13 protein-coding genes and 1 pseudogene are annotated in these 13,595 nt (G+C 67.8%); 9 read left to right on the forward strand and 5 right to left on the reverse strand.

The window, feature by feature from the left end:
- Window positions 1-52: 52 nt before the first annotated feature.
- Complete coding sequence (locus ACWY4P_RS00535) at window positions 53-3,304, forward strand: Tn3 family transposase (protein ID WP_456208097.1); 3,252 nt, start codon at window positions 53-55, stop codon at window positions 3,302-3,304.
- A 33-nt stretch (window positions 3,305-3,337) separates the two neighbouring features.
- Here the strand turns inward: ACWY4P_RS00535 and ACWY4P_RS00540 are convergent, their stop codons facing one another.
- On the reverse strand, window positions 3,338-4,285 hold the full coding sequence (locus ACWY4P_RS00540) for an alpha/beta hydrolase family protein (protein ID WP_055635637.1): 948 nt from the start codon (window positions 4,283-4,285) through the stop codon (window positions 3,338-3,340).
- A 76-nt stretch (window positions 4,286-4,361) separates the two neighbouring features.
- Window positions 4,362-5,294, reverse strand: coding sequence for an alpha/beta hydrolase family protein (locus ACWY4P_RS00545; RefSeq protein ID WP_456208098.1), 933 nt, complete (start codon window positions 5,292-5,294; stop codon window positions 4,362-4,364).
- Between the two features lie 282 nt (window positions 5,295-5,576).
- Between ACWY4P_RS00545 and ACWY4P_RS00550 the strand changes: the two genes are divergently transcribed.
- Complete coding sequence (locus tag ACWY4P_RS00550; RefSeq protein ID WP_266592050.1) at window positions 5,577-6,167, forward strand: TetR/AcrR family transcriptional regulator; 591 nt, start codon at window positions 5,577-5,579, stop codon at window positions 6,165-6,167.
- A 173-nt stretch (window positions 6,168-6,340) separates the two neighbouring features.
- Window positions 6,341-7,318: a recombinase family protein gene (locus tag ACWY4P_RS00555; protein WP_266592052.1), complete on the forward strand. Its 978-nt coding sequence runs from the start codon at window positions 6,341-6,343 to the stop codon at window positions 7,316-7,318.
- A gap of 140 nt (window positions 7,319-7,458) precedes the next feature.
- On the opposite strand, the pseudogene ACWY4P_RS00560 reads toward ACWY4P_RS00555, so the two are convergent.
- Window positions 7,459-7,752 (reverse strand): annotated as a pseudogene (locus ACWY4P_RS00560) (transposase); the annotation flags it as partial.
- Between the two features lie 230 nt (window positions 7,753-7,982).
- The gene (locus ACWY4P_RS00565) at window positions 7,983-8,624 is read right to left on the reverse strand and encodes a hypothetical protein (RefSeq protein ID WP_456208099.1); all 642 of its coding nucleotides are present in this window, start codon (window positions 8,622-8,624) and stop codon (window positions 7,983-7,985) included.
- A gap of 240 nt (window positions 8,625-8,864) precedes the next feature.
- Between ACWY4P_RS00565 and ACWY4P_RS00570 the strand changes: the two genes are divergently transcribed.
- From ACWY4P_RS00570 to ACWY4P_RS00585, 4 genes are all read left to right on the forward strand, one after another.
- Window positions 8,865-9,326: a hypothetical protein gene (locus ACWY4P_RS00570; RefSeq protein ID WP_456208100.1), complete on the forward strand. Its 462-nt coding sequence runs from the start codon at window positions 8,865-8,867 to the stop codon at window positions 9,324-9,326.
- 35 nt (window positions 9,327-9,361) lie between these two features.
- On the forward strand, window positions 9,362-9,871 hold the full coding sequence (locus tag ACWY4P_RS00575; RefSeq protein WP_456208101.1) for a transposase: 510 nt from the start codon (window positions 9,362-9,364) through the stop codon (window positions 9,869-9,871).
- 63 nt (window positions 9,872-9,934) lie between these two features.
- On the forward strand, window positions 9,935-10,219 hold the full coding sequence (locus tag ACWY4P_RS00580) for a hypothetical protein (protein WP_456208102.1): 285 nt from the start codon (window positions 9,935-9,937) through the stop codon (window positions 10,217-10,219).
- A 139-nt stretch (window positions 10,220-10,358) separates the two neighbouring features.
- On the forward strand, window positions 10,359-10,943 hold the full coding sequence (locus ACWY4P_RS00585; protein ID WP_456208103.1) for a DUF6461 domain-containing protein: 585 nt from the start codon (window positions 10,359-10,361) through the stop codon (window positions 10,941-10,943).
- A gap of 34 nt (window positions 10,944-10,977) precedes the next feature.
- Here the strand turns inward: ACWY4P_RS00585 and ACWY4P_RS00590 are convergent, their stop codons facing one another.
- Window positions 10,978-12,345: a hypothetical protein gene (locus ACWY4P_RS00590; protein WP_456208104.1), complete on the reverse strand. Its 1,368-nt coding sequence runs from the start codon at window positions 12,343-12,345 to the stop codon at window positions 10,978-10,980.
- A gap of 439 nt (window positions 12,346-12,784) precedes the next feature.
- Between ACWY4P_RS00590 and ACWY4P_RS00595 the strand changes: the two genes are divergently transcribed.
- Both ACWY4P_RS00595 and ACWY4P_RS00600 read left to right on the forward strand, forming a co-directional pair.
- Window positions 12,785-13,144 (forward strand): hypothetical protein, encoded by a 360-nt coding sequence (locus ACWY4P_RS00595; protein ID WP_456208105.1) that lies wholly within the window; start codon window positions 12,785-12,787, stop codon window positions 13,142-13,144.
- The gene (locus ACWY4P_RS00600) at window positions 13,134-13,550 is read left to right on the forward strand and encodes a DUF6093 family protein (RefSeq protein WP_456208106.1); all 417 of its coding nucleotides are present in this window, start codon (window positions 13,134-13,136) and stop codon (window positions 13,548-13,550) included. Before ACWY4P_RS00595 ends, ACWY4P_RS00600 begins: the two co-directional genes overlap by 11 nt.
- The last annotated feature ends 45 nt before the right edge of the window (window positions 13,551-13,595 follow it).

The raw sequence follows: 13,595 nt of genomic DNA on the forward strand, positions 1-13,595 counted from the left end.
AATCCGTGAGGGCCCGGCCCGTCACCCGCTCGGCTCAGTGTCGTTGGTGGTGATGTTGGCTGTCGTCTGGGGCCTGGGGTGGGTTGTGACCTCGATCGAGCGGACCGCGTATCCGCGGTTCAAGCGGCTGATCACCGCGCATGAGCTGCATCTGTTCTTCTCACCGACTCGCGATGAGCTGGAGTGGGCCGCCGACCGTACGGACAGCGATGAGCATCTGCTGGCCCTGCTGCTGACGCTGAAGTCATATCAGCGCATGGGGTGCTTCCCGAAGGTGGAGGACATCCCGGAGGCGGTGGCGGAGTTCGTGCGGCGGGCGGTGGAGCCGCCGGAGGGCACGCTGCCGGTGTACCGGGCGGCGAAGACCATGAAGAACCACCGGGGGCTCGTACGGCAGCGGGTCGGCGTGGCTTATGACCAGGCCCGGGCCCGGCGGATCGCCGGGGAGTCGATCCGCAAGGAGGCCGCGTCGAAGAACCGGCCGGCGGACCTGATCAACATCGCGCTGGAGAAGGTGGTGGAGGCCGGGCTGGAGCTGCCAGCGTTCTCCACCTTCGACGCGATGGCCTCGACCCTCCGCAAGGAGGTGAACGCCGAGATCTGCGGGGGTATCCACAAGCGGATGAGTGCGTTCGAGCGGGCGGGGCTGCTGCGGCTGCTGGAGGAGCGCGAGAGAGACGGTACGACCCTGTACAACCGGCTCAAGAAGCCCGCCCAAGGCCCGACCTGGTCTCACTTCAAGAACCTGGCCAAGCGGCTGGAATGGGTGGACGGGCTCGGCGACACGGGCGCGTGGATGGGTGACATCGCGGCGGGCAAGATTACCGATTTCGCCGGGGAGGCGGACGCGGCCGACGTGGCGGAGCTGCGGGACTACAAGCCGGTCAAGCGCCTCGCGCTGGTGGCGTGTCTGACGCACAAGGCGCTGATGCGGGTCCGCGACGACCTGGCGACGATGTTCTGCAAGCGCGTGGCGATGAAGATCAAGAAGGCCAAGGTCGAGCTGGAGGAGATCCGGCTCGCCGAGCGGGAGATCGTCGAGGCCCTGATCGGGAACTACCGCACCGTGCTGAAGAACATCGACGAGGGAGGTCCCGCTCGGGCGGCGCTGGAGAAGGCCGCGGCCATGACCGCCGAGGTCCGGGCGGCCCTGGACGGCCTGGACGAACAGGCGCCCGCCGACGAGGTCGCGCGGCGGCTGGAAGGCAGAGTCTCCCCGGCGCTCCTTGCCCTAGCCAGGGCCCAGGCGGTGCAGGCTGGCGGGTTCGGCGCGGTCACGAAGGCGGTGGAGGGCTTCGGCGGTTTCGCCAAGCAGTACGAGCAGATCGAGAAGGTGTCCGCTCACCACGGCAACTTCTGGGAGGTGCTGCTGTACGGGCAGATAGGCCGGGACCGGGCGGTGATGTTCGACCTGGCCGAGAAGCTGGAGTTCACCGCGACGTCGGAGGACGGCCGGGTGCTGGACGCGCTCGCCCACGCCCAGCGGCACCAGGCGGCGCGCGGCGAGTACATCAGCGCCCTGGGCGAGGACGGCCGCGCGGTGGACATCTCCTTCGCCACGCAGAACTGGCAGAAGGCCGTGGCCGACAAGACGCGGCCAGGGCAGTTCGTCCGCAAGCACTTCGAGGCAATGGTCTTCACCGCGCTCGCGGAGGAACTGCGCACCGGGGACGTGGCCGTGGTGGGCTCGGAGGAGTACGCGGACTGGTCCACGCAGCTGCTGGCCTGGGAGGCCGTCAAGGAGAAGCTGGCGTCCTACCTGGTGGAGGTCGGCCTGTGTGAGGAAGGCGAGGCGGGCGAGTTCGACGCCGCCTTCTTCCGCCGGCAGCTGGAGGACAAGCTGCGCAGTGCCGCCGCGGCGGCGGACGCCGGGTACCCGGACAACGAGGGCCTGGTCATCGACCCGGAGACGGGCATCCCATCACTCAAGGCACACCGGGCGGAGGGGCAGCGGCCGTCTGCGAAGCGGCTGGAGGAGGAGATCAAGGCCAGGATGCCGGAGCGCTCCCTGATGGGGATTCTGGCCCGCACCGCGTACTGGGTGGAGTGGTGGCGCCGCTTTGGCCCGGCCTCCGGCAACGAGCCCAAGCTCCAGGACCCCTTCGGCCGCTACGTGATCACCACGTTCGTCAAGGGCACCAACATGGGCCCGTACGAGGCCGCCCGCCACATCCCCGGCGTGAGCGGGCACGAGCTGGCGTACACGGCGAACCGGCACTTCTCCCTGGTACTGCTGAACGAGGCCATCGCCGACCTGGTCAACGCCCACGCCCGCCTCGACATCTCCCAGGCGTGGGGCGACGGCACCGCGGTGGCCGCCGACGGCACCCACATGGACACCTACCTGGACAACCTGCTGGCCGAGACGAGCGTCAGGTACGGCAAGCCGGGCGGGATCGCCTACCACCACGTCTCGGACACCTACATCGCGCTGTTCACGCACTTCATCCCGTGCGGCGTGTGGGAGGCCGTCTACATCATCGAGGGCCTGCTGAAAAACACGTCCGAGGTGAAGCCGACCACCGTGCACGCCGATACCCAGGGCCAGTCCCAGCCGGTGTTCGCGCTCGCCCACCTCCTGGGCTTCGACCTGATGCCCAGGATCAGGAACTGGAAGGGCATGACCTTCTACCGGCCCAGCAAGACCACGGAGTGCGTCCACATCGACGCCCTGTTCGGCGAGGTGGGCAAGAACGTCATCGACTTCGACCTGATCGAGTCCCAGTTCCGCCACCTGATGCGCGTGGCCGTCTCCGTACGCGAGGGCGCCATCTCCTCTTCCACGCTGCTCAAGCGCCTCCGCTCCGGGTCGCGGAAGAACGCCACCTACGCCGCCTTCCGCGAGGTCGGCCGCGTGATCCGCACCGTGCAGCTGCTGCGCTACCTCTCGGACGCACCGCTGCGCCGGCGGGTGACCGCGGCCACGAACAAGGTCGAGTCGTTCAACCGGTTCTCCCAGTGGATCGGCTTCGGCAACTGCGGCGTCATCGCCGACAACAACCCGGTCGAGCAGGAAAAGGCAATGAAATTCAACGCGCTGCTCACGAACGCGGTGATCTTCCACAACGCCCTGGACATCGCCGAGATCATCCGCCAGCTGCTTGAAGAGGGCTGGGAGATCGACCCGGAGGACCTGGCCCACATCTCGCCATACCTGACCGAGCACATCAAACGGTTCGGCGAGTACTCCACCCACGAACTCGGCATCCAGCCCGAGGCGTACGACCCGCACCTCGACGTCGACTTCAGCCCACTCCGTGGCGACCACCCGGAGAGTGCGGACGGCTACGGCCAGGCGGCCTGACCGCCGAGCGGGGTCAGCCAGGCGACGGACGCACTACTTGGTTTCGACGCGTCCGACCGGTTCGGGTCCGGTTGCCAGCGCCTCGCACGCCGTCTGCCACGCGGTGTCGCCGGGGTGGAGCCGGCTGTGGAGGTACGCGGCGGTGAGCTGCGCAAGCGCCGCGACCAGGCCGGGGTTCTCGTCGGTGGTCTCGGCGGCGTCGTACCCAGCGACTCCACCGAGTCCGTGTTCCGCGCCGAACAGGGTGAGCAGGGTCTTGGGGCCGGGGGCGAGGGTGTAGGGGTCGGTGTGCCAGGCCGGGCCCATGTCTGTGAAGTGCCGGGAGTCGTCCTTGTCGCCCGCGATGACCAGCGCGGGTGTGGTCATCGCGGAGAAGTCCGTGGTCCGGAAGAACGGCGTCTTCTCGGCCATGAACCCGGTCAGGACCTTGCCGCCTCTGCCGGGCGCGGCGAGCAGCACGCCCGCCTTGATGCGAGGCTCGATGAGGTTCGCCTCCTGCCCGGTGTCGGGGTCGGTGATCCGGGCGCCCAGCAGCTGGCTCGCGGTGAAGCCGCCGAGGGAGTGTCCGGCGACGGCGACCTTGTTGTGGTCGATCCGGCTGGCGAGCAGCGGCACGGCCTTCTCAATCACGTCGAGCCGGTCGAGGATGTACGTCATGTCCTCGGTCCGCGAGCGCCAGAAGAAGGGGGCGCCCGGGACATCGGCCAGCACGTGGCCCAGGGTCCTGGAGTTGAGGTGGGTGGGCTGGATGACGACGAAGCCGAGGGCCGCCCAGAGGTTGACGATCGGTCCGTAGCCGTTCAGGGAGGAGAGGTTGTTCGAGGGGCCGTGGCCGTGGGAGAGGAGGATCACGGGCAGGCCGGTCCCGGTCGCGGGTGCCGTGACGCGCACCTGGAGGACGACGGGCCGTCCGGGCACGGACAGGACCACCGGGCTGTACGACAGCACCGGAGCGGGCGGGCCGACGGTGGACGCGTTCATGAGGGCTGGTTCCTTTCTGCTGCGTGTGCCGCCGCCCGGCCGAGGCCGGGCGGCGAGAGGCGAGTGGTCGGGCGCGTTACTTGCTCTGCAGCGTGCCGAGCGGGTTGGGGTCCTCCTCCAGTGCGGTGGCCGCCGCCTTCCAGGCGGTGTCCTCGCCGTACAGGGCGCTGCGCAGGTAGGCCATGGTGAGCTGCTGGATCAGGGCAACGCGTGCGGGGCTGGCGTCGGTCGTCTCGGCGACCTCGTGTCCTGGGATGCCACCGAGGGAGTGCTCGGCCTCGAACAGAGTGAGCAGGCTCTTGCTGCCGGGGCTGTAGGTGTAGGGGTCGGTGAACCAGTCCGGTCCGCGGGTGGACAGGTGGGACTGGTCCTTATCCCCGGCGACGATGAGGGCTGGGGTGGTCATGGTGTCGAAGGACGGCTTCATGAAGGGGAAGTGCTCGGCGGCGAACGGGACCAGGTCGTCGCCCAAGCCGGTCAGGGCCAGCAGCACGCCCGCCTTGACCCGGGGGTCGGACATGTCCTCACCCGGCTTGCCCTCGGAGTCGAGGACACGTGCGCCCAGCAGCGTGCTCGCCGACTGGGCTCCCCAGGAGTGGCCGGCCACGGCGACGCGGTCACGGTCCAGGCGCCCGGCCAGGCCCGGCACGGAGGCTTCCAGGACGTCGAGTCCGTCCAGGACGCGGGTGAGGTCCTCGATGCGCAGGCGCCAGATCCGCGGGGTACGGGGGTCCTCGGCGGGGATGCCCAGGGTCCTGGAGTCGAGGTGGGTGGGCTGAATGACCATGAAGCCGTGGGCGGCCCAGAAGTCGGCCAGCGGGGCGTAGCCGTCCATCGACCAGCCGAAGCCGTGCGAGAAGACGATGACGGGCAGGCCGGTCCCGGTCGCGGGGGCGGACACGCGGACCTGGAGGTCGTCACCGCGGCCAGGGGCGGACAGGACGACCGGCCGCGCGGATACCACCGTGGTGGGTGCGCCCTGGGCGTTCGCGGTCTTGGATTCGGACATGGAGGTGCCTTCCGTTCGGTGCGTGCGCACTCTTGGGTTCGGTGGGCCCGGCAGGCGGCGCCGCGGGCATGGGCCGGATGGGGAGCGTTTCTCATGCGGGGCCACATCGACGCCGGGTGGCGACGAGGACGTGGCTGTTCCGGTCCCGGGTGGAGCGTGCTGAGGACAGGGGTTGGCCGCAGGACTGCCGGTCTGCCATCATGAATGAAACGGAACCTTGTTCCGCATACAATACGGAACATCGATCCGTTTTGCAAGATCGGCCATGGAAGGAGTGTTGCGGTGAACGACGGCGGCCAGAGCCCGGGAAGCTCAGCCAGGTCCAATCGCAAGGACGCCCGGCGCAACCGGCAGGCGCTGCTGGACGCGGCCGCCGCGGTCTTCGTGACCTCGGGTGTGGAGGCGCCGGTACGCGACATCTCGGCCAAGGCCGGCGTCGGGGTGGCCACGATCTACCGCCACTTCCCCACCCGGGCGGACCTCGTCGTCGCCGTCTACCGCCACCAGATCGACGCCTGCGCCGAAGCCGGCCCCACCCTGCTGGCGGCCGGCCCCACTCCCTACGCCGCCCTGGGGCGGTGGGTCGACCTCTTCGTCGACTTCCTCGTCACCAAACACGGCCTTGCAGCCGCGATGCAGGGCGACAGCACCAGCTTCGAGGCGCTCCACGCCTACTTCCTCGAACGCCTCCTGCCGGTGTGCACCCAGCTCCTCGAAGCTGCCGCCGCCTCCGGCGAGATCTGCTCCGGCCTCGACGCCTACCACCTCATGCGCGGCATCGGAAACCTCTGCATCGGCGCCGAGAGCGACCCCCGCTACGACGCACGCCGACTGGTCGCGCTCCTCGTCGCCGGACTACGTCAATCGAACTGACCGCGGCGCTCGCGAATCACGGAGGTTCTCGCACAAACGACCCTTTGCCCGAGCAAGATCAAATAGGGTCGGACGAAGATCACCAAGAAGCGGATCGACTCTCAGAACCCGTTCGCGCTCAAAGGTGGCAGGAGGGGGGTTCTGCGACTTGCGTTGTGCGAAAATCTGGGTCCATGACGGCCCCTCAAGAATCTTCCGCTGGACCTGAGTCCGAAGCCGATCTCGTCGAGCGCCATCCGTGCCCGAAGTGCAAGGCCGCCCCCGGCTCGCCGTGCCGCTCGCGCAGCGGGGCAGTCACGAGCGCCTACCACACCGGCCGCTTCACCAAGGTGCCGAAGCTGGCGAAGGAGCTGCGGGTGCCGACCCCGGCCAATCGAGGGCCGGGGCAGCCCTGGCGGCCCGGCAAGTCGGTGCCCGCGGCCGTCGATCCCAGTCTGCCGAGCGCGGACATCCGTATCGGCTATGCCCGTTGCTCGCACCTCAGCCAGGAGCTCGACTCGCAGCTGGACGCGCTCGCCAAGCACGGCATCGGCAGAGACAAGATCTTCAGCGAGAAGATCAGCACCCGGATCAAGGTCCGCCCGCAGTTCGAGGAGGCGCTGAAGACCGCCCGGGAGATCAAGGCGCACGCCCCGCACTGCCGGGTCATCTTCACCGTGTTCGAGATGAAGAGGCTGGGGCGTGACGCGGCAGAGCTCACCGCCCTCGCGGACCATCTGACCGAGCACGGCCTGGTGCTGGAGATGCTCGCCGGGCCGTTGCCCGGCATCTACGACCCCACCGGTCCCGGCAAGCTGCTGTTCGGGTTCTTCGCCGCGATGGCGGAGACGGAGCGGGAGAACATCCGGGAGTCGACGCTGGAGGGGCTGGAGACCGCGGCCCGCAAGGGCAAATACGGCGGCCGGCCCCCGGTCATCACTGACGACATGCTGCACACCGTGCTGCGGCGCAAGGCGCTCGGCGAGTCCGTCGAGCAGATCCAGCCCGCCCTGATCATCCCCACCGGCAAGCGCAAGGGACAGAACCCGTCCGTCGCCAGCATCTACCGGGCGCTCGCCGAGCACGAGAAGACCCAGGCGTACCCGGAGGCAGTCGAGACGGCACACGCCGACTTCGCCGCTGTTCAGCAGCGCGACCGCAGCCCCGTGTAGTCACTCAGCGCTACATGTCCGTTCGCCGTAGCTATACGAGAACAGGGCCTACCTCGGCGCTACTCCAAGTTGAGCGGTGATCCCGGGCCTCGCAGGACTTCAAGATCATCCCATGGCCCCTTTTGGGATCACCTCGGCGATACCCGGATCTGGTCGAGCACGAGGCCGACGATCCGATCGTAGGAGGCCAGCGCGACCTGCTTGAGCCGGGCGAGGACGCCGAGCGCGATCCATTCGTCGCGGCGATTGCGGATCGTGGTGGCCGAGCAGGTCGTGTCGGCGATCGCTTGGTAGGAGCAGCCGAACCGCAGGAGCTGCAGCATCTTGTCGAAGATGATCCGGTCGCTGATGCGTGGGCGGTGGCAGCCCAGCGGATGGGGGGAATCCTGGGCGCCAAGGAGTGCGCTGCCGCAGTGCGCTCGGCGATGTTCCACGCCCCTGTAGACCCGCCAGTCGTACGCCACGGCGAGACTTCCCCCACCGGGCTACCCGGGGCCGCCGCGGCCGTGATAGGGGCTGGCACATCGTCCCGGAACTGGGAACACCCTGGTAAGGGCACCGTCTCCCCGATTCAGCACCGCTGGCGCCAGCGCACGGCCCAGAGCGGCTCTCCTCTCAGCCGCGCCCGACCCGACCATGCTGCGCTAGCGGCTTCGCCGCGCCCTTACGCAAGACGCTGCTCAGCGACGGCCGCCGCGTACTCCACGACGAGCGGGCTCGCCAGCATGCACGGGGACGTGGTGTCAGTGCTCGGAAGGAGCCCTGTGACGCGCGCTAGAACCACCTCGTCGGAGACACGATCGCGCGGCAGGCCGTCGTCGGCGAGAAGTTCACGCAGGGCCAGGGCATAGGCGGTAGCCTGGGTCAGGGCCGCGCCGAGTTTGATGCCGTCTGGCTGTCCGTCGACGACAGGAAAGGACTTGATCTCCACGACGTGGAAACGTCCGTCGTGGCGGAAGGCCACGACATCGGGCTCCAGATAGACATGGTGGCCGGCGACGGTCAGGCGCAGAACAGGGTGGTCAAACAGGTTGCGGGCAACCGCTCTTCCATCTGCTGCGCTGAGAATGAACGACCGGGTGCGGGCGTGGCGCAGCGAAAGAGGGAAAGCGGTCCCGGCGACAAGGTTGAGGTCTTCGTAGGAGACCTCGGGCAGGGTCAGGCCGAGGGCTTGGCGGAGCAGCCGTACGAGTTCCCCAGCGTTCTTGTCGGTGACACGGTGCTCGAAAGCGATGCCGTGACGGAGGGCGATCCGGGACTTGCGCAGCGGCCGGGGCAGGCCCGTCCTTGTCGATACCGGCCGCATCGATCAGGGCTCGGCGGTCGCAGGTGGGGTTGGCGGTGAGCGCGGCCAGGGTACGCGCGGTGTGCGGGAGCGGCGCGGCTGGTCCTCGCAGAGCATCCAGCCGCCCATCGAGCAGATTCACAGATTTCCTCGTGTTTTCGCGTCTTTCCCCGAGGAGGGATCGCATGTTGCAGGGCCCTGGCCCGAGCCCTGCCCCAAGGAACCGGGCCGGGCTGGCGCGACCGCGGCGAGGCCCTGGTCATGCTGGCCTGCGCGATCACGCTCGGCGCCACCAACGTCCTGCAGGCCGAGCAACTCCAGTACCACTGGCAGCGATTGTTCCCGCAGCCGGTCTCGGACAGCACGCTGTGGCGCGCGCTGGAGGCGATCGACCGCCCGGTGGCGGCGCGGGTCGATCGCGTCCGCGCCGCGATACGCCGCGTGGTGTGGACGCTGCTCGCTCTGCGCCCCGGCGGCTTCCCCTGGATCGCGGTGTGCGGGCGGGAGCTGACCGGCTGGTACGCCCTCGATCTCGACGCGACCATCGTCCAGCCAGCGCCGGGGGCGCTGGGTGACCGGCTGGGCCACCAACGACACCGACGAGGCCGCGATCGCACGGCTGCCCGAGAACGTGTGGACGGCCGCGCTGCGGCAGGACGGCGAAGGTCCACGAGATCAAAGGACCCGACGGCGAGTGACTGTCCTACCAGGTCACCGAGCTGACCGGGGTCCGTGACCTGACCGGCTGGCCCGAGGGGATGCGGCTGATCGCGCGCCGGGTCAAGCCCTCGCGCCGGGATGCGAAGAAGCTGACCGCCTTCGAGAAACGCACCGGCCGGCGCTACCAGATCATCACCACGAACATCCCAGCCCACCAGGGGCTTTCCGGGGTCGCCGGATCCGGGCAGGTGTGGTTCCTCGACGCCCTCTACCGTGATCATGCCAAGGTCGAGGACCGCGTCAAAGCGATCAAGCGCATCGGCCTCGGGCTGCTGCCCTCGAAGTCCTGGCAGCTGAACGCCGCCTGGGTGCTCGCCGCCACGATCGCCGCCGACCTCGACGCCTGGACCCGGCTCCTCGTCCTGCACGACGAACCGGAACTTGCCGCCGCGGAGGCGGAGACGATCCGCATGAAGCTCTATCACCTGCCCGCCCGGCTCACCGCCCACGCCCGCAGGCGCACCCTGCACCTCGACCGCACCTGGCCCTGGGCCAAAACGTTCACCACCGCCTGGCAGCGGGCCACCCAGCTTCCGGCCCTCACCTGACGGCCGGCCACCGCCCCGACGACAGCGGAGAGGAGAGGAGAGGACCGCACCACCCTCGAGCCCGTGGAACCCGACGCCCCCGCAACGACACGCGACGGCCAGTCCCGACACGGCACGGGCATACCGGGCAGCCAGTCGTCCACAACGTCGCCGTCACCCCTCGGAAGAATCGAGGCCAACGCACGATCAGCGAACTTTGCAATCGCCCTGCATGCGCCGGGCGGAGCCAATGCTTTGATTTCGGTGCGGATCAGCGCTTCCAGCGTGTCGATCGAGTCGATGCCCCGGTCGTCCCTCCAGCCCGGCATTCTTCAGGCTGCGATAGCCGTGCTCACCAACATGCCCTGACATATTGCTGCACCGCCTTCGAACGGGCACCAACGCTACAGTGTGCTTGACCAACTCGAACTGGCCTGTCAGCCCTGGACTTTGCGAACGGCGTAGGGCGCGGCACGCCAACATTTGCTGAGCCGAAGGATGAGGGGCAGTGACGGAATCTGCACTGGTCGGCTGTGTGCCCTGGGACCACTTTGGCATCACGTGTGTGCGCGGGCTCTCGCCGGACGAGGTGCTGTCTCGTCTGAGTGTCACTGATCAGGCGCCGTACCCGTTGTGCACGCCCGACGAGGCGTTGCAACGCTTCGGGTCGGGTGCGGAGACGCCTGCGGCGCGGGTGTGTCGCAGTGGTGAGTGGACCTTTCTCATTGACGTCGACGATCACGGCGTGCTGCTCCAGTCCCCGGTGCTTACCCGCCTGTCCATGAGCACCGAGGCTGTCTCGATCTGGAAACTCCTCGACAGTACGACCCGGATTGCGCATGCTCAATCCGGGGAACTCCTGGCCTATTACGACGCCTGGCATTTCCAGCCGGCAGAGGGGGCCGCCCCCTCTTTCCTCAACCGTGCCCTCACCGATGCAGGATTCTTCCTGGAGGAGAATTGGGAGTCCGACGATTGGGAGCCATCCGTTTCTGCGTTGCTGCTGCTGGAGCGTGAGTTCGGCCTGGCACTGTCGTCCGAGGTAGCCAAGAGTCCCCTGCCGACGGTCAGCCTTCTGCACCTGCAGGGCTGACCGCCGGGCGGTTCGCCTCCTCAGGAACAGTCGTTCAGAAGGTGATCCTCAGCCAGAAGGGGTCGTTGTCCGCAAGCAGCTTGTCCTTGACGAAGACGCCGTAGGCCGAGCCCACGTCCGAGTTGAGCGCTCCGGGAATGTGTCCGCGCACGCATTTCTCGCTGCCGCTGACTGTCCCCGTGGGGGTGACCGTGGGCCAGTCCACCGCCAGATTCCCGCTGGTGTCTGCTCGTACTGCCGTCACCTGCGCGCAGTCCTTCCCGTGATCGACGCCATTGAGGGCACCGCTTTCGTAGGTGCCAGCGAAGGGGAACTCGTCGCAGGTATCGTCCTGAACATTCGGGTCCTTGGTGAACTTGGAAGTTCCACAGATGGCTTGACGGTTGCTTGCCTGCTGAGACGAGTTCTTCAGCCGGTGCAGTGGCTGGCCGGTACCGCGCAGTCCCCAGTGGCCGGAGAGATTGTTCTGGGCCCACTCGAGCATGTCCGCCGAAGAGCCGTACTGAGACCGGGGTATCTGCAGGGTCGGGGTGTACCAAGGCACCACGCATCCTGCCTTGTCGGCGACGGAGATCTTGTTGTCGCAGCGGACTTCGGCTCCGCCCCACGTGATCGGCGGCAGCAGGTCGATGGCGTCGGGTGAGCCGATGGAGAGCTGGTAGTCGAGGTCGATGTAGTCGTAGCCCGTTGAGGGTTGGTCAGTGAGTGTGTAGGTCTTCTTGAGGTTCTGGCCGAGGCTGATGGGGGCCGAGGTCCAGAGCTTCGTGGTTCCAGGGGCGCAGGGGGAGGAACAGCTGGTGGTCCATGACACGCTCAGACCGGCAGGCAGTGTTCCGGTAGAGGACAGCATGGTGATTTGGTCGGTCTCAGTCCACTGCAGGCTGTTCGTGGCTAAGTCCAGTTGCTGCGCGGTGGCGAACAGGGCGGTGCCGAGGAGCTTGTTGTCGCTGCTGTAGTAGGAGTACTTCACGTTTGGGTCGATCTGGCACTGCATGGTGCGGGTGGCGTACCAGTAGCCGTCCTCGTCGCCGGTGCAGTCGTTGACCGGCAGCGGAACATCCAACACCGCGGACGCAGACGCACCGTCCGGTCCGGTAGCTGCGCCCTTGCGGAGGGCAGTCTTGCCCTCTGAAGGCGAGAGCCAGGTCAGGCAGCCGTATGAACGAGCCGCGCCGGCGGTGCGGATGGCTCGTTCCCTGGCGTTCTTGCAGTCTGCCTCGTTGGGGCCGGACCGGCTGCCGCTGTTGTCCAGGCGTTCCTTGTCTGATGGAGAGGAGACGTCGCTGGTAGAGGGCGCCGAGAGCTGTTCACGGGTGTCCGCAGCAGAGGCCGTCGACTGAACTGCCACCCCCGCGAGGAGCGCGGAGCTGACCAGGGCAGGCAGGAGGATGCGTCTTAACACGGAGTGCCTTTCGCGTAGCACTGCACGGCCGCCGGAAGGTCCAGCGGCTCTCAGGTACGGGGGTCCGTGAGATGATCGCAACGCAGTCGGCCATGGACAAGACAATCCGTCAGGCTGGAAAGGGTTGTCTGTGGGCTGCCCGAACCCCCATATGGGCTTGCGGGGATGAGGTTCTCGGCTGCGACGCTCTGTGTTTCGATGCCCGCGCACGGTCGTCAATGCAGTCTTCAGCCGATCAATCCGCGCTAAGAAGCTAGTGATCTCGCTCACAGGGTAGTTGGGGGTTCTGTGACGGAGGCGACCCACTTATTCAGCGTTGTCGTACGCGGATCAACCAGGCTCCCATCCTCGCCAGTGACATCTATCCGCCCTCTCAGCCCCTACGCGAGGGCTCATCATGCGCCGCCCGAATCCCGTGCCATGGGTTTAGGCTCCGCCGGTGTCGACATCGAACCGTTTTGAGATGACCTTCGACGGCCGTGACTACGCCGTCGCCGTGGATGGACGTGACATGAGCGACCAGGTCGCTGCCGTCGACGTGCATGCCAACTCGCATGATCTTCCGCATGTCGTGCTGCACCTTCGGCCTACCGGCACCTGGCCGGCCGAACTGGACGTGTTGGCGCGGGTGAAGGTCGGCGTGCCTGCTGAGGCGGGTGCGGCTGCTGCTGCGTTCCTCGACGCGGATCCGCTTGAGGTGGAGCGTGCCGCGCTCGCGCGGCCGGACCTGGGGAACGTACCGGGCGGCGGGACGGCCGCCGTGCTGCGGCAGTTGGCGGAGTGGGCTCGTGGCGCTTGACCTCTCCGGGGTGCGCCGGGTCGTGGAGGGGATGCTCGACGACCAAGTGGAGGTGTGGCGGGACCCCAGTGGCCGTACGGACGATGTGCTCGACGAGGTCACGGGCCAGCTGAAGTCCGCTGAGGCAGACGGCGCGCTCGTATGGTCGGGGCTTGGTGCCATCGTGCCCCTGGGGCAGCCCGCTATCATGGCCCCGCTGGACGGCTCGGTCGCCGCACTTCCGGCAGCCACCGCATATCAGGCGCTGTTGCCGATCGAGGCACCGCAGACACGAGACGATGATGTGATCGCAGTCTGCGGCTCGGCCCGGGATGCCCAGCTCGTCGGGCGTCGCTTCCGGGTGGCAGATGCCGATAACGGGACCTTCGCCGTGGTGCGGGTCGTGCGGCTCCAGACGGTGGACTGACCTCATGTATTGCAGCAGGCGCTTGGCGTTTCACCCTCGCCGGTT

The organism is Streptomyces sp. LZ34, assembly GCF_053890475.1.